Below are 24,068 nucleotides of genomic sequence, written 5' to 3'. Positions count from 1 at the left end.
ACTGACGGAGGCATGACCGCACCACCGCACGAAGCCCACCCGGCCCGCCCCGGGCGCGCGCTGCCGGACACCCAGCAGGGCATGCGCCGCCGCAATCTCGCCCGGGTGATGCACACCGTCAGCGCCGAGGGCCCCCTGTCCCGGGCCGCCGTCGCCTCACGGATCGGGCTGACGCGCGCGGCGGTGTCGACCCTCGTGGACGAACTCATCCGCTCGGGCCTGCTGGAGGAACTGGGACCCGAGCGTCCCGGCCGGGTGGGACGCCCCGGCTCGGCCCTCGCCGTCAGCGCGCGGGGCCCGGCCGGCATCGGGGCGGAGGTCGGCGTCGACCACCTCGCGGTCTGCGCGGTCGACCTGCGTGGCCGGGTGCGGTCGCGTGCCGTGCGGTACGGCAGCAACCGGGGCCGCTCGCTGGAGCCGGTGATCGGGCAGCTCACCGGGCTGGTGCGGCAGGTCGTCGCGGTGGCGGAGACCGAGGGGCTGTGGCCGGCCGGGCTCGCGGTGGCCGTGCCGGGTCTCGTGGCACGGGACGGCCGGACCGTCGTGCGCGCCCCGAACCTGGACTGGCACGACGCGGACCTCGGCACGCTGTTGCCCGCCGACCTCCCGCTGACCGTGGACAACGAGGCCAACTTCGGCGCTCTGGCCGAACTGTGGCTCGGCGACGGCACCCCCCGGGACTTCCTGCACGTCTCGGCCGAGATCGGCATCGGTGCCGCCGTGGTCTTCGACGGACGGCTGCTGCGCGGCACCCGTGGATTCGCGGGCGAGCTGGGTCATGTGCCGGTCCGTCCCGAGGGGCCGGAGTGCGCCTGCGGCGGGCGCGGGTGCCTGGAGCAGTACGCCGGTGAGAAGGCGGTGCTGCGCGCGGCGGGCATGGAGCCTGGCGAAGATCATGTCGGGCTGCTCGCGGGGCGTGCCGCGGAGGGTGACGAGGACGTACGGCGTGCCCTGCGCGAGGCGGGCGTCGCGCTCGGCATCGCGCTGACCGGCGCGGTCAATCTGCTGGACCCGGAGAGTGTGGTGCTGGGCGGCGCGCTGGCCGGGCTCGCGCCCTGGCTGCTGCCGTCGCTGCGGGACGAGATGTCCCGGCGCACTGCCGGTCCGGCCTGCCCGGTCGCCGTGTCGGAGCTGGGCCCCGAGGGTCCACTGCTCGGCGCCGCGCACTCGGTGGTGCGGGCGGTCCTGGACGATCCCGCGGTGGTGGCCGAGCGGGCCTGAGCCCGATCCGCCGTCCACGACTGCCACGGCTGCGGGGCCCGGACCGGTCCGTGACCGTGCCGCAGGGGAGCGGGTGACTGTCCCAGAACGGCCCTCCGCCCCGTCGCCCGGCCGCCGTCGCAGAAGAGCCTTCACCCCGTCAGCCGGTGCCGACGGCGGCGGAGTCGACCCGAACCGGGAGGTCCGAACCGGGAGGTCCGAACCGGGCAGCGGTCCGAACCGGGCAGCGGTCCGAGGCCCTTTCCCGCACCCCATTTCACTCGATCGAGTGAGCGCAATGTCCACAAGGCGGTGGCTGTCCACGGAACGGCGCGGCGCTCTTCTGCGCAACCCCCGCTCCCCGTACGGTGATTCACGCGGACGCACCTCGCACAGAGACCGGCAAACGTCCGCGCCAGCGTTCCCCTTCTCAGCCATGTCGAACGGCTGATCCCCCCACCGGGCCCGTGGGCCCGTCGACGAAAGGGCAGTACCCATGGAAAGGGAAAGGACAGCACCGGCCCCCACAAGGCGGCGACTCCTCCAGGGCGCCGCGCTCGCCACCGTCCCGTACGCCCTGCTCTCCGGCACGCGGGCCGCGGCCGCACCGCGGGCCGTGGACTACCCCTCCGCGGAGTGGCAGCCCGCGAACGCGTCCAACTACAGCCAGTCGAGCCGCCCCTCGGCCTATCCCCTCGACTACGTGGTCATCCACGTCACGCAGGAGACGTACGCCGACACCCTCTCCATCTTCCGCGACCCCGAGAAGCAGGTGTCCGCGCACTACCTCGTCCGGTCCTCCGACGGGCACGTGGCGCAGTGCGTCCGCGAGACGGACATCGCCTGGCACGCGGGCAACTGGGACTACAACACGCGCAGTATCGGCATCGAGCACGAGGGCTGGGTGGACCGGCCCGAGTACTTCACCGACGCCCTGTACGAGCAGTCGGCCCGGCTCACCGCGGCGGTCTGCACCGCCTACGGCATCCCCAAGGACCGCACGCACATCATCGCGCACCACGAGGTGCCCGGCAGCGACCACACGGACCCGGGGCCCTTCTGGGACTGGACCCGCTACATCAGACTGGTCAACTTCGCCTGACGCCGGCGGTCCGCCATGTCTCGGTGATCCGCACGGTCGAAGAGGTTGTCCGCGCGTATCCGCGGAGTGACGATGTCCCCAATCGCATCACCGTCCGGGGAGGCCGAGATGACTGATTCATGGCTGGCTCTGGAAGCGGGTGCCGACCCCGTCGAACGCGCTCGGGCGCTGCGGCGCGCACACGAGACGTTCACCGAGGCGGGGACGGTGCCGCAGCCCGTGCGTGCCGTGGTGGCGGAGTCGTGGCGGCGGTCGGTCCGGGCGGGTGTGGGCCCGGACGGCACCGCGAGCGTGGAGCTCATGGACGGTGACCTCGGCGCCTATCGGGCCGAACACCCGTTGTCGCGGGTGATGCCGCTGATCCGGGAGCTGCTGGGGACCTTCGCCTCCGACGGTGAGCATCTGCTCGCGGTGTGCGACGCGTACGGCAGACTGCTGTGGGTCGAGGGGCATCCGACCACCCGGCGCCGGGCGGGACGGATGAACTTCGTGCCGGGCGCCCGGTGGGCGGAGTCCGCGGTCGGGACGAACGCGCCGGGCACGGCGGTGGCCGTCGGCCGGCCCGTCCAGGTCTTCGCGGCCGAGCACTTCATACGACGGGTCCAGCCGTGGACGTGCGCGGCGGCTCCGGTACACGATCCACGCACCGGGCGGGTACTGGGCGCAGTGGACATCACCGGCGGGGACGGCCTGGCGCATCCGCACAGTCTGGGTTTCGTCCAGGCGGTCGCGCGTGCCGCCGAGTCGCAGCTGGCGCTGCTCACCCCGGAACGGCCCGGGGCGGAGGCGGCCGAGCTGACCGCGCTGGGCCGTGACGAGGCCCTGTTGAGCGCGGAGGGCCGCAGAGTCCGGCTGAGCCGGCGGCACAGCGAGATCGTGGTGCTGCTGGCGCACCATCCGGAGGGCCTCACCGGAGACGAGTTGCTGTGCGCGCTGTACGAGGACGAGACGGTGCCGCCGGTGACACTGCGTGCCGAACTGGCCCGGCTGCGCGGCATCCTGGGGTCCGGACGGCTGGCGTCCCGGCCGTACCGGCTCGCGATGCCCGTCGAGTCCGACGCCGCCGTCGTCGAACGTCGTCTGCGGGCCGGTGCGGTCTCGGCGGCCGCGACGGCGTACTCCGGTCCGTTGCTGCCCGGCTCCCAGGCGCCGGCGGTGGTACGGCTGAGGCGCCGGCTCGCCGACGGCCTGCGGGCCGCTCTGATCGCCTGTCGGGATCCCGACCTGCTGGCGGACTGGGCGCACGCACCGTGGGGCGGGGACGACCTCGATGTCTGGCGCGCGCTCGCCGCGGTCCGGCCCACGGCGGCGACCCGTTCCCGGCTCGCGGCGCTGGAGGAGGAACTGGCGGTGCCGAACGCGTGGTGACCGGCTGACCGGCTGCCTTGGACAGTGCTGCGGCCCGCTCGTGGTCGCCGCTCGCGCGAAGGTCCCCGCACCACCCCTCCGACATCTCACCGCAACGTCCCTGCAACGTCCCGCTCCCTAGCCTCGCGCGCAGCGCTGTCCAACGGCGGGCGGCGTTCGATGAGGAAGGCAGACAGGATGACCCGTTACGCGGCGCCCGGCACCGAGGGCGCGATCGTCTCCTACGAGTCGCGCTACGACCACTTCATCGGCGGCGAGTACGTGCCGCCGTCCCGCGGGCAGTACTTCGAGAACCCGTCCCCGGTGAACGGCCTGCCGTTCACGGAGGTGGCGCGCGGTACGGCGGAGGACGTGGAGCGGGCGCTCGACGCCGCGCACGAGGCCGCTCCGGGCTGGGGCCGCACATCGGTGACCGAGCGTTCCGACATCCTGCTGAAGATCGCCGACCGCATGGAGGCGAACCTGGAACGCCTCGCGGTCGCCGAGAGCTGGGAGAACGGCAAGCCGGTGCGCGAGACTCTGGCCGCCGACATCCCGCTGGCCATCGACCACTTCCGCTACTTCGCGGGGGCGATCCGCGCCCAGGAGGGCTCCCTCGGCGAGGTCGACGACGACACCGTGGCGTACCACTTCCACGAGCCGCTGGGCGTGGTCGCGCAGATCATCCCCTGGAACTTCCCGATCCTGATGGCCACCTGGAAGCTCGCCCCCGCACTCGCCGCCGGCAACGCGGTGGTCCTGAAGCCCGCCGAGCAGACCCCGGCCTCGATCCACTACTGGCTGAGCCTGGTCGCGGACCTGCTGCCCCCCGGTGTCCTGAACATCGTCAACGGCTTCGGCGTGGAGGCGGGCAAACCGCTCGCGTCCAGCCCGCGGGTGGCGAAGGTGGCGTTCACCGGGGAGACCACCACCGGGCGGCTGATCATGCAGTACGCCTCGGAGAACATCAAGCCCGTCACGCTGGAACTCGGCGGCAAGTCACCGAACATCTTCTTCGACAACGTCTGGGCCCGGGACGACGACTTCCGCGACAAGGCGCTCGAAGGCTTCACGATGTTCGCGCTCAATCAGGGCGAGGTGTGCACCTGCCCGTCCCGGGCGCTCGTCCAGCGCGGCAGCTACGCCGAGTTCATGGAGGCCGCCGTGGCCCGCACCGAGCTGATCAAGCCGGGCCATCCCCTGGACACCGACACGATGATCGGCGCGCAGTCGTCCAACGACCAGTTGGAGAAGATCCTCTCCTACCTGGACATCGGCCGGCAGGAGGGCGCCAAGGTACTCACCGGCGGTGAACGCATCGAGCACGAAGGTGAGTTGAAGGGCGGATACTACGTCCAGCCGACGATCTTCGAGGGCCACAACCGTATGCGGATCTTCCAGGAGGAGATCTTCGGCCCGGTCGTGGCCGTGACACCCTTCGACGACTTCGACGACGCGATCAAGACCGCGAACGACACCCTCTACGGCCTCGGCGCGGGGGTGTGGACCCGCGACATGAACACGGCCTACCGCGCGGGCCGCGCGATCCAGGCGGGCCGCGTGTGGACAAACTGCTACCACATGTACCCGGCCCATTCCGCCTTCGGCGGCTACAAGCAGTCGGGCATCGGCCGGGAGAACCACAAGATGATGCTGGATCACTATCAGCAGACCAAGAATCTTCTGGTGTCGTACTCCCCGAAGAAGCTGGGCTTCTTCTAGAGACCCCAAAAAGGGCGCCTGACCAGGCAAGTTGCCTGGTCAGGCGCCCTTGCCGCACTCACCCTGAGTCGCGAAGCGAATTTCTACCTCACTCCCGATTCGTCCCACCTGTCTCCCGCCTCTGGCCAGCTGCTCCGGGGGACCCCACTGACGAATCGCGGTCAGCTCTCCGGGTTTGTCATCGATGAGTCTTCATCCCAGGTTGGCGAGTCGGCTGTGTGCCCGGGGTCAGAGCCGGTCAGCTCGTACGGCTCACCAAGAGGGTATGAACCAGTCTCTTTCCGCACCATCGCGCGAATGGTGATGCGCTCTCCAGGAAAGAGCGCGAGGAGTGCGACCTGAGAAGTGATTGGCTTATGGATCCGGCCGAACCCAGGGTCAGCTTCTGGTGAGGTTTTCTCGATGTCCAGATGGCTGGCATCCTTGTCCACGAGCAATTCATGGAAGCGCAGCAGTTCATATCCGTCGTCGGCCTGATGTCGGCCGGTGAGCAGTTGTGTCTCGGATTCGCCGAACAGCGCCGGCGACCTGCCGTTAAGAAGTCCTGCGATTTCCCGGGGGTTGGCCGGATCGATTCCCATGAACGTCACCGGAGAGGTGTTCCGTTGCTGTCCAGGATCCGTCGTCCAGTCGGATCGAGAAGTAGAGTTCCTCGGCGAAGCAGCCGTCCTTGCGCCGGTGAGTGAGCCTCTTTCATCCTCCGTATCCGCAGATCAGAGGGTGTGGACGGCGGCGACGATGCGTCCGATGCGGTTGGTCGAGCATCGGGCTCGACGAAGGAGGCGCCACGTTTTCAGCTGTGCGAAGGCGCGTTCGCCCGGGGCGCGTAGTCGGGCGTGGTCCCGGTGGTACTGCTGGTAGTGATCGGGCAGTTCGTGGTGGTGGTAGTAGGGGGTGCGGACGGTAGCGCCGGTGCCCTGGTAGGCACGGTCGGCCAGGACGGGGATCTCCCGCGTGTGGCAGTTCTCGATCACTCCGTGAGCGCGGGGGGCGGTCAGGTCGTGGGTACGTCCGGGCAGGGCCCGCGAGAACCACAGGGGTGTGCCGTCGGGTGCGGCGACGACCTGCACGTTCATGCCGTGCTTCTTGTGCTTTTGGGAGTAGTACGGCTCGTCCGCCGCGACCCGGTCGGTGGGGATCAGGGTGCCGTCCAGGATCACGGAGTCGTCCTCGCCGCGGCCGGTCAGGGCCTCGCGCAGGCCGGGCGCCCAGGCGGCGAGGACGTCGGCCGTCTCGTCCACGTACCGCCAGGCCGTCACTTCGGAGACGCCGAACCCTGCGCCGAGCCGGGCGAGCGTCTCGTTCTTGCGCAGGTGGGCAAGGGCGAGCTGTGCCTGACGGAAGCAGCTCAACCTGCGCCGGCGAGCGTGGCGTTCACACCTTCGGGCGTAGATGAGCCATGAGACATGCTCGACCAGCTCGTGCGGGACATCGAGCGTGGAAGGATACGGAACCAACGAAGCCCCCCGGCCGTCGGCGTGTTGAGTGAGATCACCACACCAACGACGAGGGGCTTCGCCACGTCACCGCCCCTGACCAGCCTGGTTCACCCGACAGCACAGGATGAAAGAGATTCACTCAGTGGTCGGGGCCGAGGTGTTCCAGGAGGCGTGCGGCGGCGTGTTCGCCTGAGCGGAGGGCGCCGTAGGTGCTGGAGGGGCCGAAGTAGTCGCCTGCGAACTGGATGCGGGGGTTGGCGGAGCGGCGGCGGGCGTTGAAGGCGCGCAGGGCGGCGTAGCCGCCGGGTGGGCGGACGACCAGGGCGGGGTCGCGGCGGTTGACGTAGGTGGTCAGGACGGTGTCCTGGATACCGGGCAGGACGGCTGCGGTGGTGGTCAGGACACGGGTGGCGATGGCGTCGTCGTCCTGGTCCCACCACTTTTCGGTGAAGGCCTTGCGGGGATAGACGGTGATCAAGCCTTGGCCGCCGTCGACGCGGCCGGGGATCTTGTTGTGGTGCAGCTCGATGCCGGCGATCTCCGGGTGGGCCACGCGGGACATGAAGATGTTCGGGGACGCCTCCCGCGGTGGGAGCGAGAGGCCGAAGGAGATTCCGAGGCCGCGGGAGTAGGGAACGGAGCGCAGATAGTCGGCGTCCTCCTTGCCCAGCTGAGGCAGTACGCCGGGCACGTGCGGTGCTGGAAGCGCGACGACAGCGGCGTGCGCGTGCTCGTCGGGCTGAGGCGTGCCGTCCCGGGACCAGGAGAGGGTGACGCCCTGGTCGGTGGTGCGTACGGCAGTGACGGTGGCGTTGAGAGTCACGGGCAGCCGGTCGGCGAGGGTCTGGGTGAGTATGCCCACGCCCTGGGGGGTGTTGAAGTGCGGGACAAGGAACTTGGCGCCGTAGAAGAGCATGTCTGCCGCGGTGAGTTCGGCCGGGTCGCCCAGGACGATGCCTCCGCCGAAGAGCGGTTCGCACAGGTGGTCGTGGATCTCGCGGGTGAGGTGGCGTCGCGCGTACTGGGTGGCGCTGAGGCGGTCCAGGTGGCTGTTCTGGTCCATGGTGTCCCAGTCCAGGCGTCTGCGGTGGCGTACGAGGTCGGGCAGGACTCGGGCCAGAGCGAGCTTGGAGCGCAGGCCGACCAAGGGGGTGCGCAGGAGGTCGAGAGGCGAGTCGGCGCGCATGTGGTGGACGTGGCCGTCGCGCAGGAAGCCGCACACGGAGCTGGAGGGGCCGAACTGGTGGCTGAGGCCCAGTTCCGAGATCAAGCCGCGCATGCCGGTGTAGTTGGTGGCCAGGATGCTTGCGCCCAGCTCGATGCGGAAGCCGTCCTGGGTGATGGTGCGCATGCGCCCGCCGGCCTGCGGTTCGCGTTCCAGGACGCGTACCGCGAGGCCGGCCTTCTGGAGGCGCCAGGCCGCGGTGAGTCCGGCGATGCCGGCGCCGACGACGACGATGGTGGGCTGGGATGGCATGGGGTGCCGGCTCCTTCAGGGAGGGCTGGAGAGCAGGTGGTGGAGGTAGGGCTCGATCGCCGCGGCGCTGCCGTCGACCCAGCCCGCGATCGCGCGGGCCAGGCGCCGCTGGGGTGGGGTGAGGGCGGGGTCGGCGAGCAGGCGGGCGTGGTCGGTGTCGAAGCGGTGCTTGTGGCCGGCGTGGAGGACCACGGTGGCCCGATAGGCGTCGGGCAGGGGCAGACCGTACTCGTGGGCGAGGACGGTGACGACGTTGACGGGGTCGCCCTGTTGGTGTTCGACGGCGTGGCCGAGGAGGTCGTTGGCCAGCCCTCCGATGAGGAAGGCCAGCTCTGCGAGTCCGGCCAGGGAGTCGGGCAGTTGTTCGCCAGGGGGCGGCATCCCGGGGGCCAGGCGGTGGAGGTACAGGGGGTGGCCCCCGGCGGTGTGGGTGCGCTCGCGCAGGTAGGCGTCCAGTGCGGGGGGAGACCCTGTGGTCCGCCAGGGCGCTTCGCGCGTGCAGCCGTCCAGGTAGCGGCGCAGTCCTTCGGCGAGCTGCGGCAGCAGTTCCCGTCCGCCGGCTTCCACGATGCCCGAGCGGACGGCCGCCAGAGAGGTCAGGTGGACACAGGAGGGCGCGTCGCGCCGCGTACGCCCGGACAGGAGGAGGCCCGGCGGGTCCGCTGCCAGGTGTGCTGTGAGCCGGTCGGAGTGTTCGGCGACCGTGTCGTCGAAGTGGAACACCCAGCACAGGTAGCGCGCGGTGAGCCGGGCCACGGCGGTGGGGGCCTGGGGCATGCAGCAGCCGACAAGGTGGCCGATGCACCGGCGTTCCAGTGCGCGCCGTCCGTTTTCCTCCGTGTACAGGCCGGTGCGGGCCGCCCAGGTACGGAACGTCGGCCTCCAGTTCCCGGGCCGCGGGGTGCCGGGCGACGGGCGGGGACAACCTGAGCAGATGACGGTGCGCGTAGGAGGCGAGAGCGGACGTGGTGGTCTCCCGTGGGCCGCTCACGCGCCGAACCTCCGGTCGCGGGCGGCGAAGGAGGCGAGCGCGGCGTGGAACGACTCCCTGGTGAAGTCCGGCCACAGCTCCTCGCTGAAGTACAGCTCGGCCGGGGCGCTTTGCCACAGCAGGAATCCGGACAGCCGCCGCTCGCCGGACGCGCGCAGGATCAGGTCGCAGTCGGGCTGTCCCCACCGCCCCAACTGCCTGTCGACCGCTTCACGGTTCAGGGCCCCGGTGCCGCCCTCGGCCAGCACGGCGTGCACCGCTGCCAGGATCTCCTCGCGCCCGTCGTAGGCCACCGCCAGGTTGACCCGCAGACCGTCCGGCTCGTCGGACCCGTCCGGGGACTGGCGGGTCCGGGCCGACAGCGAGGCCAGCCCAAGGGCGTCGAGGTGCTCCGGGGAGCCCAGTACGTTCAGCCGCCGACCGGCGCGGGCGGTGAGCGCGTGCGTGAGTTCGGTGATGGCGTCGAGCATGACCGGCAGTTCGGGCCGCTTTGCGGCGTTGTCCAGTGACAGGGCCCACACGGTCGCCGTCTCCACCCCCGCCCGCTCGCACCATTCCAGCACCTCGACCGTTCTGGCCGCACCACGCCGGTAGCCCTCCAGCACGGGAACCCCGTGAAGGCGGGCCCACCGCCGGTTGCCGTCCGGGACGATGCCCACATGCCGGGGAACGGGCCCGCTCACCGGGTGCCCGCCAGCCGCTCACCGGCTCTTGCCCCGGCGGCTGCCGTACGGCCCGCCAGCTGCCCGAGGGCGAGCAGAGCGAAGATCTCCGCCAGAACGGGGACGGTGAACACGAACGGCCTCGGGCCGATCGAGTCCGGACGCACCCCGCGCAGGCCGCCGTCGCCCTGGGCGGCGGCCAGGAACGACGCCGCGGCGACGGCGGGCGCCGGATCGGCCTGCCCGCACACGGCGATCAGCCCGTAGGCCGAGCTGATGATGTCGCTGGGGTCACCCGCCTGCTGTCCCCAGCCCCCGTCGCCGTTCTGCTGGGAGACCACCAGGTGTCCGCTCCGCTCCACCATGCGCCGTACCAGCGGAGACCGCGCGCATCCGGGGCGGGCGGCGGCCAGCAGCACACGGAAGACAGTGTGCAGCCTGCTGCTGCTCCAGTCCGGTGGGAACGATCCGTCGGGCCGCTGCTGCCCAGTCAGGTAGCGCAGGCCCTTGGTGATCAGGGCGCCGTGCTCCGCCCGGCGCACGGTGAGGGCGTCCACCACCGCCGCGGTCATACAGGCTTCGGACGGCGCCCCCGCCGCATAGGTGGGAAAGCCTCCGTCCGGCCCGGCCACCGAGGCCACGGAGCGCAGCCCGCGGGATATCTCCTCCCGGTGCCGCGCGCTGTCGACCAGGTGCAGGCACTGCACGGCGACCGAGGTGTCGTCCACATCCGTCTGCAGGGATGCATCGGTGTAGGACCAGCCGCCCCCGGGCTGCTGACGCCTCACCAGGTGACCGGCCAGCCGGTCCAGTACCTCCTGCGGAGCTTTCGCGGCCGCCAGCGCCACCCCGGCGGTCGCGGTGCACCAGGTGTCGGTGTCCGACACGAAGGGCAGCCCGCCGTCGGCCCGCTGATGAGCGAGCGCCCGGCGTACTCCGTCCGCGACGACCACCGAGGTCCCGGGAAGCCGGGACAGGGCGTGCAGCACCGACAGATGGATGAGGACGTTGCCCTCCCAGACATCCGGTCGGTACTGGGTGTCCAGCAGGAGCCGCACGTCCTCGTCGCCGACCCGGTCGAGGCGCCCCGTCGCGCAGGCCAGGAGCGTCTTCGTCGCCGTGACCTGGACGGCGGCCCAACTGTGCAGGCCCTTCAGCTCGAACGCCGCCTCCTCCCACTCGGGCGAGAACCTTTCGTCGACCATGGTCGCCAGCGCATGGACCAACGCGCGCTTGCGGACCGCCGTGAAGTCCGGGGCGGTCCCCGTCACCTCGCCGACCGACAGATCGTCCGCCGCGATCCTCCGCTGTTCCAGAGCCGCAGCGGCCAGGACCCGCTCCAGGCCCGTGACCGGAGCCCCCTTGCGGAGAAAGCGGCGCAGCGCATCCGCCGCTCGGGCGTCATGGCCGGTGCGTTCGAGCAGCCGCAGCGCCAGAACCGATTCCAGGACACGGCTGCGGCAGCCGTCGCGGACCGCACCGTCCGCCCCCACCTTCGCGGCCAGCGAGAGCATCAGCCATGTGTGTGCCTCCGCGACCTGCGCCGGAAACAATTCCTGCGGCCAGCGGTCGGCCCCGGGCATCATCCACGGTCGCACCGACAAGCCCCCCTCTCCGTAGTGACAGGGAGAACGCTGCCCAACGGGATGACCACAGGTGGAACGAGCGGAATTCTCTCCCGCGAAACCACCCGGCCGGGTGAAAGCGCGAGCCCGGCGGAAGGCACCGGACCTCGGCGCCTTGGCGGGCTTCCTCAACCGGTTGAACGGTGTGGTGCCGTCGCCGCTCCACCGCCACGTCGCCAGCGCCCGCGCCCGCGCCCGCGCCCGCGCACCGAGGGCGAAGCGATCGTCTTCGTCACGCTCGACATCGGCGAGAGCGTCTACGTCGGTGATCGTGTCGTCGCCCGCGCCCTGCCGGTCGGACTCCCCCTCGAAGGCGGGCGCAGAATGGCCCATGAAGTCCGGAGCCAATTGGCCCCGGGACGCGGGCCAATGGCCACCTACGCTGCACGCATGACCAACACCCGAGTCGACTTCCACTTCGATCCCGCCTGCCCCTTCGCCTGGATCACCTCGCGGTGGCTTCTCGAAGTGGAGCCGCTGCGCGATCTCGACGTCCGCTTCCACGTCATGAGCCTTTACCTGCACAACGAGGGAAACGACCTGCCCGCCTGGTACCGCGACCTGGTCGACCGCTCCCTCGGCCTGGTCCGCGTCGCCGTTGCCGCGGCGGAACACCGCTCCCCCGACGTGTTGCGCGACCTCTACACCGCCCTCGGTACGCGCATCCACACCCGCGGCGAGAAGGACTTCACCGCCGTCGCCGCCGACGCCCTGGCGGAACTCGGGCTCCCCGCGGCCCTGGCCGACGCGGCCGGCACGACGGCGCACGACGACGCCCTGCGCCGCAGCCACGACGCGGGCAAGGACCCGGCGTCGGACGCGTACGTCGGCACCCCCACCCTGCGCATCGACGGCACCGCCTTCTTCGGGCCGGTGCTCAACAGCATCCCCCGGGGCGAGGAAGCGGCCCACCTCTTCGACGCCGTACGCACGCTCGCCAAGCACCCGGACTTCTTCGAACTCAAGCGGGAACGGACCGGAAGCCTGCGCTTCGACTGACCGCCGGAAACCGGTCATGCCCGTGCACACCATGGACAGCCGCCGTCTGCCTCGCTACGTTCACAGGCGATTGACAACGATGTCGACGCCCGAGCGTGGCGGCTGCGGGAAACGGAGATCGTCGATGGTGACACGGAGAGGTCTGCTGCGGACGGGCGGCGCGGTTCTCGCGGCGGGCGGGCTCGGACTCGTACCGCCGCCCCGGGCCGAGGCCGCCCCGGCGCCCCGTCTGCTTCCGTCCTTCGGTCGCCCCACCCGACTCGACGTGGCCGATGTCAGCGGCCTCGACGGCTACGACCAACTGCTCCTCACGACCCTCCAGGGCGTCGTCAACCGCCGTGACCCACGCCTCTACTTCAGCTTCGACACCGGGGACACCGACCTGCGCTGGCTGTCCGGCACCGGCGCGAGCGTCACCACTCACGACCACGCCCTCGACCTGGTGAGCCGGTATCGCCACGAAGTGCGCGGCGCCGTGCTGATCGACCGGGAGGTGCCCGACTCGGTCAATGTCGCGACCACCCTGGCCGGGCTGACCGACGCGGTGGCGGCCACCGCGGAGCAGGCGGACCGTCACGGCCTGCGCACCGTCACCGACCTGCGCGGCCGCTTCGACCCCGACGACGTGCCCGCCACCTACCGCCGGCAACTCCAGCACCTCTTCCCGCGCTGCGCCCACACGCTGGTGGCCGGGCTGCCGCCGACCCGCACCGTGCGCGCCGCGGGGGTGAAGTGGCGGGAGATCGCGAGGGAGACGGAGCGTGTGCGCGACGGTTCCAACCGCCGGACACGCGCTCTGGACCTGAGCCCGGAGCTGAGCGACGGCGACACCGTGTATCTGCGGTTCCAGGACTCCTTCGGCGACGACGGCTGGGGTGCGTCCGTGGGCTCCGTCGCCCTGGACGCCGACGGAGTGCGGATCGCCCGTTTCACCCCGGGCACCGAGGCCGAGAGGCCCTACCTCTTCGACGGCCTCAACTCCTCCGTCGGCGGCGACGCCAACCGGTTCAGCGACGGCAGCGGCGGCTACTTCATCTACCGCTTCAGCGTCCCCGAGGGTACGAGGCGGCTGGTCGCCGAGGTCGACGTGTGGAACCAGTTCCTCGTCACCGCGACCACCACGGTCCCGACCCGCGTCGAACCGTTCCCCAACTTCCGTGACTACGCGGTCGCGAGCAGGGCCATGGTCCTGTGGCTGCCGCCCACGGGCGAGACCGGTGACCTGCTCGACGAGGTACTGAGCCGACTCGCGCCGACCACGCCCTACACCGGCTGGTTCCCCAACGACGTGGCCGGTGAATGGGGCGGCGTCGACCGCGCCTCGCGGCACGGCGTCGAGGTCGTCGCCACGGACTTCTACATGAACGCGACGGTCCACGCGGGCGTCCCCGCGCGCGTCTCCGGCCGGGTCCGCACGCGGCCGAGGGCGAGGCTCCGCAACCGCGTCTACGTCACGTTCACCGTCGGCGAGGGCGACAACGCGCAGTACTGCCAGCGCCGTATGCGGGACATCTGGGAGGACCCGGCGCGTGGCACCGTGCCCGTCAACTGGACCGTCAGCCCTCTGCTCGCCGACCTCGGCCCCGCGCTGCTCGCCCACTACCAGCGCACCGCCACCGACAACGATCTCCTCATCTGCGGCCCGTCCGGCGCCGGTTACACGTATCCCACCTCGTGGCCCGAGGAACACCTGGCCGCCTACACCGAACTGACCGGCCGTTACCTGCGCCGCACGGGCATGGACCTCGTGTACGCCTACAACCCGCGCAACGCGGCGGACGACGGCTGGATCCCCTTTGACGAACGCGTCGTCGCCTCGTACGCCCGCGACACGCCCCTGCGCGGCATCATCCAGTCCTGGGAGACCGGCGATCTCCAGACCCGGGCCGGCGGAATCCCGGTGATCGGCAACTTCTATCCGCAGGGCAAGGGCGCGGAGTTCCGGGACGCGCTGCTGAAGCACGCCGAGGGCCGGGACCCGTCCGGGCCCCTGTTCGTCGCCGCGGCCGTCAACGCCTGGAGCTGGACACCGAGCGACATCGCGACCGTCGCGGCGCTCCTGGACGACCCGTTCGAGGTGGTGCGGGGTGACGCGTTCTTCGAGTTGCTGAACGGGAGTCGGAGGCGCGGTTAGCGCGGGTCACTGCCCAGGAGCCGCCACGCCCGCACAACCCCCGGGCCCCGCCTCGCTCTCGCCTCCCCGGCGCTACCCCGCCAACTCGTCCTCCAGCCACGTACGACCCCGCGTGCGGGCGCTCAGTCTGACGTCGCCCAGGGGGACGGCGAGGCGTTCCGCCTCCGCGCGTACCGCCGCCTCGGCGTCCGTGCCGACGTCCTCCAGGAAACGGCACACGATCTCGCCGCTGCTGTCCTGGGCCCAGCCGCCGACGATGCGGCCGTCCCACCACAGTGAGGGGCCGATGTTCCCGGCCCGGTCGAAGAGGCGCGGGGCGTGGGCGCCGAGGAACCAGTCGCGTTCGTGCCAGCCCATGGGGGTGGAGTCGAGTGCCGGCAGGAGCGCGGCCCACGGCTCCGGCGGCTCGGTCTCCTCCAGGTCGTCGGGCAGGAGCAGGCCCGTCGTGCCACCGCCGAGATCGACCTCGACCGGCTTGAGCGCCGTCAACACGCGCTTGACCTGCGTCTTGGTCCACCCCGCCCACCAGCGCAGGTCGTCAGCCGTGGCCGGACCGTAGGCGCGCAGCCAGCGCCGGGCCAGTTCCTCCTCCGCCTCGCGGGTGTCCAACTCGGCGAGGCCGCCGGGTGACCAGTCGGTCAGCGGTGCCCAGCGGTACTGGTGCGAGGTCCAGGAGCCGCGCGGCCGGCCGCGTACCACGCGTCCCTCGGCGGCGAGCAGAAGCAGCAGTCTGCTCGCGACCTTCTGCGTGCCCTCGTAACTCTTGCCCACCGCGAGGACGACCGTCGTACTGAGGCGGGGGTCGTCGCCGGCGAGTTCGGCGGCCGTCGCGTCGCCGCGCGCGGCGAGCGCGCGTACGGCGATGTCCTCCGTCTCGGCGAGCCATGCGCGTACGCCCGCCTCGTCGTCCGCGACCTTGGACGCGGCCAGGTAACCGAGGAGCTTGCGGCGTTCGCGCGCGGCCACCGCCTGCGAGCAGGCGGCCTGCATCACCGGGGCCACGTCGAGGGTGGTCACGAAGACGGTACGGCGCATGCCGAGCAGCCGGATGAGGGTGCGGTCCTCGTACAGGGCGCGTTCCACGTCCGGCACCGAACCGCCGTTCGTCCGCGCCCAGATGGAGAGGTACACGGAGGACGGGTCGGTACTGTGCAGCGCGACGAGGTCGCCCGCCACCTCGACCGGGTCCTTCGCACGGGCGGCGACCGCCAGCCGGTGCCGCACTCCCAGCCGGGCCCGTCGTTCCGCCGCGTCGATACGCCGCATGTCCGTCACTCCCTTGTGCCGCGACCGGTCCCGCTTGCCCACGAGAGGGAGAGTGTACGGGCGAACTGGTCCGTAAGGATCAACTCGGGCGCTGACACGGTGTGTTGGCGGGGCTCGCGATCACTGCCGGCACGGGTGGCCGACCGGTCTCTTCGGCTCTGCGGCGACACCCGTCCAGGGGGGCATGGGCGGACCGATCCGGTGCCACGGGTCTGGTCCTGCTCACCGATCGGTCGATGGATGACACGGCGCCACATCACGGAGTTGAATCGCGAAGAGTTCTTCGCGAAGAACTCTCCGCGGACTATCGTATGCCGCGTGGCTGATGCAGTGGAGGAGCCGGACGGCCCGGACGGTGAAGAAGACTCGGTTGTCCTGGATGCCAAGGGGTTGCGTGCCCTGGCGCACCCGGTGCGCGTGCAGTTGGTCGGGTTGCTGCGGAAGTACGGGCCGTCGACGGCCACCCGCCTCGCGGAGCGGCTGGGTGTGAACTCCGGTACGTCCAGCTACCACCTCCGGCAGCTCGGCGCGGCCGGTTTCGTCGAGGAGGACACCGAGCGCGGCAACGCGCGAGAGCGCTGGTGGCGTTCGGTGCACCGGACTACCTGGTTCAACGATCCGGAGCTGGCTGAGCGGGAGCCCGCGGCCGCATTGGCCTACCAGCAGTCTGTCGCCGCCATCTACACCCTGCGCACACGGCAGACCCTCAACGATCTCCAGACGATGCCCCGCGTATGGCGGAACACCTTCGACATGAGCGACTGGGCCCTGCGGCTCACCCCCGAGGAAGCCGCCGCCCTGCACCGGGAGTTGACGGACGTCATCGCACGCTACCGGCGAGACGCGCCGGAGACGGCGGCCGCCGCCCCCGACGGAGCCGAACGGGTCGCCGTGATTGCGAAGATCCTGCCCGAACCGGATCCGCCTGCCGCGTCCTCGCTCCCCTCCCGCCCTCGGAAAGAAGAGGGCGGCCCGACGCCATGACCGACGACGCGGCCGACGGCATACCCGACAAGAGGTACTTACGGCCGCTGGTCGGCGTGCTGGCGGCCATGGCCGTGTCGCTGACCGGCACTCGGATCTCCGTCGTGGCACTGCCCTGGTTCGTCCTCGTCACCACAGGCAGCGCTGCCCAGACCGGACTGGTCGCCTTCTGCGAGATGGCTCCCTACGTGGTGGTGAAGGCGCTCACCGGACCGCTGGTGGACCGGACCGGACCGCGGGCCGTCTCCTGGACCACGGATCTGGCCAGCGCGATCGCCGCCGCCGCGGTTCCCCTGCTCCACACCCTGGATCTGCTCTCCTTTCCCCTTCTCCTGGTCCTGGTCGCGCTGATCGGCGCGGCCCGGGGACCCGGTGACCTGGCCAAGGAGGTGATGGTCCCGGAGGCCGCCGAGCGCGGCCGGGTGCCACTGGAGCGGGCCACCGGTCTGTCCGGCGTGATCGAGCGGCTCGCCTCCACCGTCGGCCTGGCGGCCGGTGGGTCCCTGGTGGCGCTGCTCGGTCCCCTGACCGGACTCGCCGTCAACGCGGGCTGCTTCGCGCTCGGGTCGGTGATCATCAAACTCGCGCTGCCTCGCGGCACGGTGCACGCGGCCGAGGACCACTCCTCGTCGGCCGGGGAGACGGGGCCGGGCTACTGGCGGCGGTTCGGCGAGGGCTTCACCTTCCTGCGTGGCGAGCCGTTGCTGCTCGCGGTCATCGTCATGGTCGGCATCACGAACCTGCTGGACGCGGCGTTCGTCTCGGTGCTCGTACCTGTCTGGGCCCGGGAGTCGGGCAACGGGCCGGCCGTTATCGGGCTGATGGGCGGCGTCATGGGGGCCGCGGCGGCAGGCGGGAGCCTGATCGCCGCGGTTGTCGCACACCGGCTGCAGCGGCGGGTGGTGGTTCTCGCCGGGTTCCTGCTGGCCGGGGCACCGAGGTTTCTGATCCTCGCCTTCGATGCCCCGTTGGGGCTGGTGCCGGCCGTCTTCGCGGTCAGTGGGTTCGGTGCCGGTTTCGTCAACCCAGTACTGGGGGCCGTCCTCGTCGAGCGGGTGCCGCGCCGGATGCTGGGCCGGGTCAACGCGCTCGGTGACTCGCTGGCCTGGGCCGGTATCCCTCTCGGCGGACTGCTCGCCGGGGCGGCGGTGACCGCTGTCGGACTCGTGCCGGTGCTGCTCGCCTGCGGCGCCGCGTACTTCCTCACCACCAGTCTGGCCGGACTGCGGCCGGAATGGCGCGAGATCGACCGTACGCGTGGGCGGGGCGTCCTGAAGCCGCATTCCAAGGAAGCCGTCTCACAAGGCAGTGCGGACGTGCCGACATGACGTTGCGCAGACACGGAGCGGGCGTCTCCTGCTCGTCGTGCCGGTTCGAGGCGGTCTCCCCTGGGCGGCCCCGCTCGGCGCGTTCGTCCGGTCGCGTCGCGGCCCGCCACATGATGCCGGAACCCGCGATCGCGATCGGCTACGCGGACACCGTCACCACCTGCTTGCCCACGGCTCCGCCGCGCTGGAAGGCCTCGTGTGCCGTGGCGATGTCCTTGAGGGGGTATACGTGGTCGACCATCGGGCGCAGTGCTCCGGACGTGACGTGGTGGGCCACGTCGTGCAGCAGGGCCGTGTCGGGGTTGGCGCTGAAGGTTCGGATGCGGCGGGGGCCGTGCACGCTCGATGCGGCGATCGCGGTCAGGGCCGACGCGGACAGGGCGACGGTGACCATCCGGCCGCCCTTGGCCAACCGGCTTCGGTAGCAGTTGAGTTCCGTACCGACGGTGTCGACGATGACGTCGAAGGGGCCGATCCGGTCCGAGGTGGTGGAGCCGTAGTCGAGGACCCGGTCGGCGCCGAGGTCGGTGAGGAGTTCGGTGTGGCGTTCGCGGGCCAGTGCGGTCACTCGGCCGCCCAGCGCGCGGGCCAGCTGTACCGCGGCGGTGCCGACCCCGCCGGCCGCGCCCCGGACCAGGACCCGTTCCCCGTGCGCGAGGCCCGCGCTGTCGCGCAGCGCGGTCAGTGCCGTGGCTCCCGCGACGACCAGGGACGCCGCTTCGACCGGCGACACGCCTTCAGGCGCATGGGCGACACGGTCCGCGGGCACCGCCACGAACTCGGCCGCCCCCGCGGTGATGTGCCGCTGCCGGGGATGCACCATGCCCCACACCCGTTCCCCGACCCGGAAATCCTCGACGCCCACGCCCGTCGCGGCGACGGTGCCCGCGAAGTCCAGCCCCGTACCGATGGGGAACTTGCGTCCCGACACCATCTTCAGCCCTCCGGCGCGGAGGATCACGTCGTGCCCGTTGACGCTGGACGCCTCGACCGACACCAGGACCTCGCCGGCGGCGGGTTGCGGACGTTCGACCTCGTTGATCCGCAGTACGTCCGCCGCGCCGTAGCTCGTGATCTGAACGGCCTTCATGTCGCTGTCCTTCCGTGACCCCGCTGTGTGGTTGGTCCGATGCTGGACCCTTCGGCGGCCATCACGCTCGTTCCGCTTGTCCTGGGTCCGGCAGACCCACCCTCGCCCCGCGCGCCCACGGCATACTGAGCCCGTGACCGACGCCCCCTTCACCATGAGCAGCGACCCCCGGCGCGAACTGGCCGAGTTCCTGCGCACCCGCCGAACCCGTCTGCGTCCACAGGACGTTCGGCCTGGAACCGGGCCCGAGGCGACGCGTCGCCGGGCTGCGCCGGGAGGAGTTGGCGCTGCTGGCGGGGGTGAGTTCGGACTACTACCAGCGCATGGAGCAGGGGCGCGAACGTCAGGCCCTCCGAACAGGTCCTGGACGCGCTCGCGCGTGCCCTCAACTTCTCCGCCGAGGAGGCCCGGCACCTGCACAGCCTCGCCGCCGCCGCGCGTACCCCGGCCCGCGGCCCGCGGCCGTACGTCCCGGAGGAGGTGCCGGACACGACACTGCGCCTGCTGCGCACCATGACCTCGCCCGCTCTGGTCGTCGGCCGTTTCCTGGACGTGCTGGCCTGGAGCCCCCTCGCCGGGGCCCTGCTGGGCGAGTTCACCGACCGGCCCCGGTCGCAGCGCAATCTGCTGTCGCTGTTCCTGCATCCCGAGGCCGACCAGGTGTGCCCGGAACGGGCTGCCACCGTCGCCGAGTTGATCGGGATGCTGCGGACCCAGGTCGCCGCCGATCCCGGGAACCCGCGCGCCGTCGAATTGGTGGGTGAACTCGCCGTGCAGAGCGACGAGTTCGCGGCCCTGTGGGCCCGCCACGACGTGGAAGAACCCATCCGCGGCCAGATGCGCGTCAACCATCCCCTGGTCGGCGAACTCAGCCTGGACTGGGACGCCTACCCGATACCGGGCAGCCCCGGACCGGTGCTCATCGTCTGCACCGCCGCCGAGAACAGCCCCGACGCCGAACGGCTCCAACTGCTCGCCGGACTGCTGTCCCCCGGCCCGCGGGCACGCCCGGGAGGCGCGGATCGCTGACCCGGCTGCCGCGGTTCCCGGTCGCTGACGGTTTCGTGCTGGTGAGCGTACTGACGGGGTGCTCGGGACGGGCCGGTCAAGCGAGTTGGCGTCTGCGGCCCAGCCAGGTCTGGGTGACGACGACGAGGGCCAGGAAGGCGCCGCTGACGACCTGCTGGTAGGAGGAGTCCAGCGAGCCGATCTGGTTGATGACGTTCTGGATCACCTTCAGCAGGAGGACGCCGACCAACGAGCCGCTGACGTAGCCGAGTCCGCCGGTGAGCAGGGTGCCGCCGATGACCACGGCGGAGATCGCCTCCAGTTCCATGCCGTTGCCGAGGATGGTCACGCCGGAGGCGAGCCAGGCCGCGTTGAGCGCGCCGGCGAGACCGGCGAGCAGGCCGGACAGGGTGTAGACGAGGATCTTGGTACGGGCCACGGGGGCGCCCATCAGGGCCGCCGCGTCCTCGTTGCCGCCGACCGCGTACACGTGCTGCCCGAACCGCGTGCGGCGCAGCACCACGGCTCCCGCGACGAACAGCGCCAGGGTGATCCACACCGGGTTGCCGATGCCCAGGGTGGTGCCCTGGCCGAGTTCGGCGAGGAACGAGCCCTTGCCGATCAGGTACGTCTCGGCGCCCTCGTCGGTCAGGGCGAGCATCAGGCCGCGGGCGCCCAGCATGGCGGCCAGGGTGACGATGAAGGGCGCGAGCCGGGAGCGGGCGACGAGCAGGCCGTTGACGACGCCGATCAGTCCGCAGACGGCGAGGGGCAGCAGCAGTGCCACGAGTGTGCCGTGGCGTGACCCCCAGGCCGCCAGGACGCCGCCGAGCGCGAAGAGGGAGCCGACGGAGAGGTCGATGCCGCCGGTGATGATGACGAAGGTCATGCCGAGCGCGACGATCGCGAGGAACGCCGAACCGGTCGCCATGTTCGAGATGTTGTCGCCGGTCGCGAAGGAGTCGAAGCTGAACGAGGCGATGGCCGAGACGATCACCAGCACGGCCAGTGCGCCGTGCTGCTGGACCAGTGCGCTCAGCCGCTCGGAGCGGGCGGAGCCCACCGGTCTCGTGTCGCCCGTCGGTTCGCCGCTCGCGGTGGTCACGGGTGCGTCCGTCTTCGTGGTGGTCATCGCTTCCCCCGTCCCCGCGCCGCGTAGACCGCGCACACGATCACTATGGCCTGGGCGATCTGGGTCCACGAGGGCGGCAGATCGTGCTTGATGAGGGTGGCGGTGAGCAGTTGGATGAGGACCGCGCCCGCCACGGTGCCGGCGATGTTCACCCGGCCTCCGGTCAGCGGCGTGCCACCGACGACGACGGCGGTGATGGCGGACAGTTCCATCAGGTTGCCCAGCGATGTCGGGTCGCTGGCCTGGAGCCGGGCGGTGGCCAGCACGCCCGCCACCGCGGCGAGCAGCGCACAGGCGATGTACACGATGATCAGCACGCGCCGCACCGGAAGCCCGGCGAGCTGAGCGGCGGGGCGGCTGTCGCCGATGGCGAGGAGCCGGCGTCCGAAGGTGGTGCGCCGGACGACGAAGGCGACCAGCAGCGCGAGGGCGGCGGCGATCAGCATGAGGTAGGGAACGCCGAGGACGGCACCGGACCCGAGGTCGGCCAGCGCAGGGTTGTGCAGGTCCTCCAACTGCGGCAGGAGCACCAGGGCGATGCCGCGGCCGCCGACCATGAGGGCCAGGGTGGCGACGATGGGCTGGACCCCGATGAAGGCGACCAGCGCCCCGTTGGCGAAGCCCACGCCGGCGGCGAACAGGGCGACCATCAGCAGGGCCGGCAGCAGGCCGTAGCCGAGGTAGAGCGCGGTCACCGAGGCCGAGAGCGCCATCACGGCGCCGACCGAGAGGTCGACGCCCTCGGTGCCGATGACCAGGGCCATGCCGAGCGCGACGATCATCACCGGGGCGACCTGGACGGCCTGGGTGCGGAAGTTCTCGGCGGACAGGAAGTGCGGCGTGATGGCGATGTTGACGACCAGGAGCAGGGCGACGCCCGCGTAGACGCCGTAGGTCTGCATCCATTGCAGGACGCGGGCCCTGTCCGGCGGGGCGGTTCGCAGGGTGGCTTCAGCCATCGGTGGCCACCTCCTCATGCGCGCCGCCCACCGCACCGTTCGCGGGGTCGCCCGCCGAGTCGCCCGCCGGGTCACCGCCCGCGATCGTGCGCATCAGCCTGTCCTCGGTGACATCGTCGCCGGTCAACTCCCCGACGACCGCACCGTCCTTCAGTACGACCACGCGGTCGGACCCTTCGATCAGTTCCTCCAGGTCGGAGGAGATGAGCAGGACGCCCAGGCCGTCCGCGGCGAGTTCGTCCACGAGCCTTTGGACCTCGGCCTTGGCTCCGACGTCGATGCCGCGGGTGGGCTCGTCCAGGAGCAGCACCTTGGGGTTCATGGCGAGCCAGCGGGCGAGGAGCACCTTCTGCTGGTTGCCGCCGGAGAGTTCGCCGACCTTCTGCCGCGGCGAGGACGCCTTGATGCGCAGCCGCTCCATGAAGGTCTCCACGATGCTGTCGACGCGAGCCTCGGAGACCAGGCCGAAGCGGGAGAGCCGGGGCAGGGCGGCCAGCGCGATGTTCTCGCGGACCGAGAGGCCGGGGACGATGCCCTCGCTCTTGCGGTCCTCGGGCAGCAGGCTGACGCCGGCCCGGATGGCGCCGGGCGTGGAACCGCCGCGCAGCGGGGCCCCGGCCACCACGACACGGCCCGAACGCAGCGGCAGCGCACCGGAGATGGCCTTCACCGTCTCGGTGCGTCCCGAGCCGAGCAGCCCGCCGAGCCCGACGACCTCGCCCGGCCGGACGCTGACGGACACCCCGTGGAGCTTGTGGGGCACGGTGAGGCCCGTGGCCTCCAGCACCGGCCGTGCGCCGGCGGCGTGGTGGTCGCCGGTGAACTTCGTCAGCCCCTCCGCGCGGACCTCGCCCAGTTCCCGGCCGAGCATCGTGGAGACCAGGTCCAGCCGGCCGAGGTCGGCCAGCCGGCCGTGGTGCACGCGGCGTCCGTCCCGCAGCACGGTGACCGTCTCGCACACGGCGTACAGCTCGTCCAGCCGGTGGCTGACGTAGACGACGGCGATGCCCGCCTCGCGCAGGCTGCGGATCACCGAGAACAGGGTTTCCACCTCCCGCGGTTCGAGGGAGGAGGTGGGTTCGTCCATGACCACGACGCGGGCGTCCGTCGCGACGGCGCGGGCGAGGGCCACCATCTGCTGGGCGCCGACGCCGAGGGTGCGCAACGGCTGCCGGAACGTCGACCCGGACGCCGTAGGTCCGCAGTGCCTCTTCGGCCTCCCGGTTCATGCGGCCGGAGTCCAGCAGGCCGAGGCGGTTGCGGGGTTCCCTGCCGAGGAAGAGGTTGCGGGCCACGCTCAACAGCGGGATGAGGTTGACCTCTTGGTAGATGGTGGAGATGCCGGCCTTCTGGGCCTCCAGCGGGGTGCCGAAAGAGACCTTCCGTCCCTGGAAGACGATGTCTCCGGCGTCCGGCCGGTACACGCCGGTCAGCACCTTGATGAGCGTGGACTTGCCGGCGCCGTTCTCGCCGATGAGGGCGTGCACCTCACCGGGGTGCAGGGTGAGGTCCACACCGTCCAGGGCCCGGACACCGGGGAAGGTCTTGCTGAGCCCGCGGACGGCGAGGACCTCGGCGGGGGGTGCCACCTGTGCCTCCAGAA

18 protein-coding genes and 2 pseudogenes are annotated in these 24,068 nt (G+C 71.3%); 9 read left to right on the top strand and 11 right to left on the bottom strand.

From position 1 onward, the window contains the following. Positions 1–12 precede the first annotated feature (12 nt). From AC4IHM_RS29030 to exaC, 4 genes are all read left to right on the top strand, one after another. Positions 13–1,221, top strand: a complete 1,209-nt coding sequence (locus AC4IHM_RS29030; RefSeq protein ID WP_490869919.1) for an ROK family protein — start codon at positions 13–15, stop codon at positions 1,219–1,221. A 475-nt stretch (positions 1,222–1,696) separates the two neighbouring features. Continuing rightward, positions 1,697–2,302, top strand: a complete 606-nt coding sequence (locus AC4IHM_RS29025) for an N-acetylmuramoyl-L-alanine amidase (RefSeq protein ID WP_490869918.1) — start codon at positions 1,697–1,699, stop codon at positions 2,300–2,302. A gap of 108 nt (positions 2,303–2,410) precedes the next feature. Then, on the top strand, positions 2,411–3,670 hold the full coding sequence (locus tag AC4IHM_RS29020; RefSeq protein ID WP_490869917.1) for a GAF domain-containing protein: 1,260 nt from the start codon (positions 2,411–2,413) through the stop codon (positions 3,668–3,670). 177 nt (positions 3,671–3,847) lie between these two features. Beyond that, complete coding sequence (gene exaC / locus AC4IHM_RS29015) at positions 3,848–5,371, top strand: acetaldehyde dehydrogenase ExaC (RefSeq protein ID WP_490869916.1); 1,524 nt, start codon at positions 3,848–3,850, stop codon at positions 5,369–5,371. A 161-nt stretch (positions 5,372–5,532) separates the two neighbouring features. Here the strand turns inward: exaC and AC4IHM_RS29010 are convergent, their stop codons facing one another. The 6 genes and pseudogenes from AC4IHM_RS29010 to AC4IHM_RS28985 form a co-directional block, all read right to left on the bottom strand. Next, the gene (locus AC4IHM_RS29010; protein WP_490869915.1) at positions 5,533–5,952 is read right to left on the bottom strand and encodes a hypothetical protein; all 420 of its coding nucleotides are present in this window, start codon (positions 5,950–5,952) and stop codon (positions 5,533–5,535) included. 112 nt (positions 5,953–6,064) lie between these two features. Then, positions 6,065–6,869: pseudogene (locus AC4IHM_RS29005) on the bottom strand (transposase family protein). Positions 6,870–6,949: 80 nt separating this feature from the next. Then, a complete protein-coding gene (locus AC4IHM_RS29000; protein WP_490869914.1) occupies positions 6,950–8,287 on the bottom strand; it encodes a protoporphyrinogen/coproporphyrinogen oxidase in 1,338 nt (445 codons plus the stop codon). A 15-nt stretch (positions 8,288–8,302) separates the two neighbouring features. Continuing rightward, positions 8,303–9,064 carry a terpene synthase family protein gene (locus AC4IHM_RS28995; RefSeq protein ID WP_490869913.1) on the bottom strand — a complete coding sequence of 254 codons (762 nt, stop codon included), beginning with the start codon at positions 9,062–9,064 and terminating at the stop codon, positions 8,303–8,305. 210 nt (positions 9,065–9,274) lie between these two features. Continuing rightward, positions 9,275–9,961 carry a polyprenyl diphosphate synthase gene (gene uppS / locus AC4IHM_RS28990; RefSeq protein WP_490869912.1) on the bottom strand — a complete coding sequence of 229 codons (687 nt, stop codon included), beginning with the start codon at positions 9,959–9,961 and terminating at the stop codon, positions 9,275–9,277. Next, positions 9,958–11,538 carry a prenyltransferase/squalene oxidase repeat-containing protein gene (locus AC4IHM_RS28985; RefSeq protein ID WP_490870971.1) on the bottom strand — a complete coding sequence of 527 codons (1,581 nt, stop codon included), beginning with the start codon at positions 11,536–11,538 and terminating at the stop codon, positions 9,958–9,960. Before AC4IHM_RS28985 ends, uppS begins: the two co-directional genes overlap by 4 nt. Positions 11,539–11,955: 417 nt before the next feature. Between AC4IHM_RS28985 and AC4IHM_RS28980 the strand changes: the two genes are divergently transcribed. Further along, entirely contained in the window at positions 11,956–12,564 is a 609-nt protein-coding gene (locus AC4IHM_RS28980; protein ID WP_490869911.1) for a mycothiol-dependent nitroreductase Rv2466c family protein, read from the top strand. A 124-nt stretch (positions 12,565–12,688) separates the two neighbouring features. Next, the gene (locus AC4IHM_RS28975) at positions 12,689–14,698 is read left to right on the top strand and encodes a GxGYxYP domain-containing protein (protein ID WP_490869910.1); all 2,010 of its coding nucleotides are present in this window, start codon (positions 12,689–12,691) and stop codon (positions 14,696–14,698) included. A gap of 72 nt (positions 14,699–14,770) precedes the next feature. Here AC4IHM_RS28975 and AC4IHM_RS28970 read toward each other — a convergent pair whose 3' ends face one another. Continuing rightward, positions 14,771–15,964: a winged helix DNA-binding domain-containing protein gene (locus AC4IHM_RS28970; RefSeq protein ID WP_490869909.1), complete on the bottom strand. Its 1,194-nt coding sequence runs from the start codon at positions 15,962–15,964 to the stop codon at positions 14,771–14,773. Positions 15,965–16,282: 318 nt separating this feature from the next. Between AC4IHM_RS28970 and AC4IHM_RS28965 the strand changes: the two genes are divergently transcribed. Next, positions 16,283–16,948 (top strand): ArsR/SmtB family transcription factor, encoded by a 666-nt coding sequence (locus AC4IHM_RS28965; protein WP_490869908.1) that lies wholly within the window; start codon positions 16,283–16,285, stop codon positions 16,946–16,948. Further along, positions 16,945–18,276, top strand: a complete 1,332-nt coding sequence (locus tag AC4IHM_RS28960) for an MFS transporter (RefSeq protein WP_490869907.1) — start codon at positions 16,945–16,947, stop codon at positions 18,274–18,276. The genes AC4IHM_RS28965 and AC4IHM_RS28960 overlap by 4 nt, the downstream gene beginning before the upstream one ends. Before the next feature lie 139 nt (positions 18,277–18,415). Here the strand turns inward: AC4IHM_RS28960 and AC4IHM_RS28955 are convergent, their stop codons facing one another. Then, positions 18,416–19,366: an NADP-dependent oxidoreductase gene (locus AC4IHM_RS28955; RefSeq protein ID WP_490869906.1), complete on the bottom strand. Its 951-nt coding sequence runs from the start codon at positions 19,364–19,366 to the stop codon at positions 18,416–18,418. A 480-nt stretch (positions 19,367–19,846) separates the two neighbouring features. Between AC4IHM_RS28955 and AC4IHM_RS28950 the strand changes: the two genes are divergently transcribed. Then, positions 19,847–20,395: an MmyB family transcriptional regulator gene (locus AC4IHM_RS28950; RefSeq protein ID WP_490869905.1), complete on the top strand. Its 549-nt coding sequence runs from the start codon at positions 19,847–19,849 to the stop codon at positions 20,393–20,395. A 76-nt stretch (positions 20,396–20,471) separates the two neighbouring features. Here AC4IHM_RS28950 and AC4IHM_RS28945 read toward each other — a convergent pair whose 3' ends face one another. The 3 genes and pseudogenes from AC4IHM_RS28945 to AC4IHM_RS28935 form a co-directional block, all read right to left on the bottom strand. Beyond that, positions 20,472–21,506 carry an ABC transporter permease gene (locus AC4IHM_RS28945; RefSeq protein ID WP_490869904.1) on the bottom strand — a complete coding sequence of 345 codons (1,035 nt, stop codon included), beginning with the start codon at positions 21,504–21,506 and terminating at the stop codon, positions 20,472–20,474. Beyond that, positions 21,503–22,465 (bottom strand): ABC transporter permease, encoded by a 963-nt coding sequence (locus AC4IHM_RS28940; protein ID WP_490869903.1) that lies wholly within the window; start codon positions 22,463–22,465, stop codon positions 21,503–21,505. Before AC4IHM_RS28940 ends, AC4IHM_RS28945 begins: the two co-directional genes overlap by 4 nt. Beyond that, a pseudogene (locus AC4IHM_RS28935) lies at positions 22,458–24,054 on the bottom strand (sugar ABC transporter ATP-binding protein). Before AC4IHM_RS28935 ends, AC4IHM_RS28940 begins: the two are co-directional and overlap by 8 nt. Between the last annotated feature and the right edge of the window lie 14 nt (positions 24,055–24,068).

Source organism: Streptomyces sp. SL06 (assembly GCF_058244745.1).
The sequence above is the reverse complement of the archived record's forward strand: the minus strand, read 5'-3'. Positions and strand labels throughout refer to the sequence as shown.

Excerpts from the sequence above, each read along its gene's own strand:
- AC4IHM_RS29025 (WP_490869918.1), top strand. The coding sequence starts at position 1,697 with ATGGAAAGGGAAAGGACAGCACCGGCCCCCACAAGGCGGCGACTCCTC.
- AC4IHM_RS29000 (WP_490869914.1), bottom strand. The coding sequence starts at position 8,287 with ATGCCATCCCAGCCCACCATCGTCGTCGTCGGCGCCGGCATCGCCGGA.
- AC4IHM_RS28970 (WP_490869909.1), bottom strand. The coding sequence starts at position 15,964 with ATGCGGCGTATCGACGCGGCGGAACGACGGGCCCGGCTGGGAGTGCGG.
- AC4IHM_RS28980 (WP_490869911.1), top strand. The coding sequence starts at position 11,956 with ATGACCAACACCCGAGTCGACTTCCACTTCGATCCCGCCTGCCCCTTC.
- AC4IHM_RS28975 (WP_490869910.1), top strand. The coding sequence starts at position 12,689 with ATGGTGACACGGAGAGGTCTGCTGCGGACGGGCGGCGCGGTTCTCGCG.
- exaC (WP_490869916.1), top strand. The coding sequence starts at position 3,848 with ATGACCCGTTACGCGGCGCCCGGCACCGAGGGCGCGATCGTCTCCTAC.
- AC4IHM_RS29010 (WP_490869915.1), bottom strand. The coding sequence starts at position 5,952 with ATGGGAATCGATCCGGCCAACCCCCGGGAAATCGCAGGACTTCTTAAC.
- AC4IHM_RS28955 (WP_490869906.1), bottom strand. The coding sequence starts at position 19,366 with ATGAAGGCCGTTCAGATCACGAGCTACGGCGCGGCGGACGTACTGCGG.
- AC4IHM_RS28940 (WP_490869903.1), bottom strand. The coding sequence starts at position 22,465 with ATGGCTGAAGCCACCCTGCGAACCGCCCCGCCGGACAGGGCCCGCGTC.
- AC4IHM_RS29020 (WP_490869917.1), top strand. The coding sequence starts at position 2,411 with ATGACTGATTCATGGCTGGCTCTGGAAGCGGGTGCCGACCCCGTCGAA.
- AC4IHM_RS28995 (WP_490869913.1), bottom strand. The coding sequence starts at position 9,064 with ATGCCCCAGGCCCCCACCGCCGTGGCCCGGCTCACCGCGCGCTACCTG.
- AC4IHM_RS29030 (WP_490869919.1), top strand. The coding sequence starts at position 13 with ATGACCGCACCACCGCACGAAGCCCACCCGGCCCGCCCCGGGCGCGCG.
- AC4IHM_RS28960 (WP_490869907.1), top strand. The coding sequence starts at position 16,945 with ATGACCGACGACGCGGCCGACGGCATACCCGACAAGAGGTACTTACGG.
- AC4IHM_RS28945 (WP_490869904.1), bottom strand. The coding sequence starts at position 21,506 with ATGACCACCACGAAGACGGACGCACCCGTGACCACCGCGAGCGGCGAA.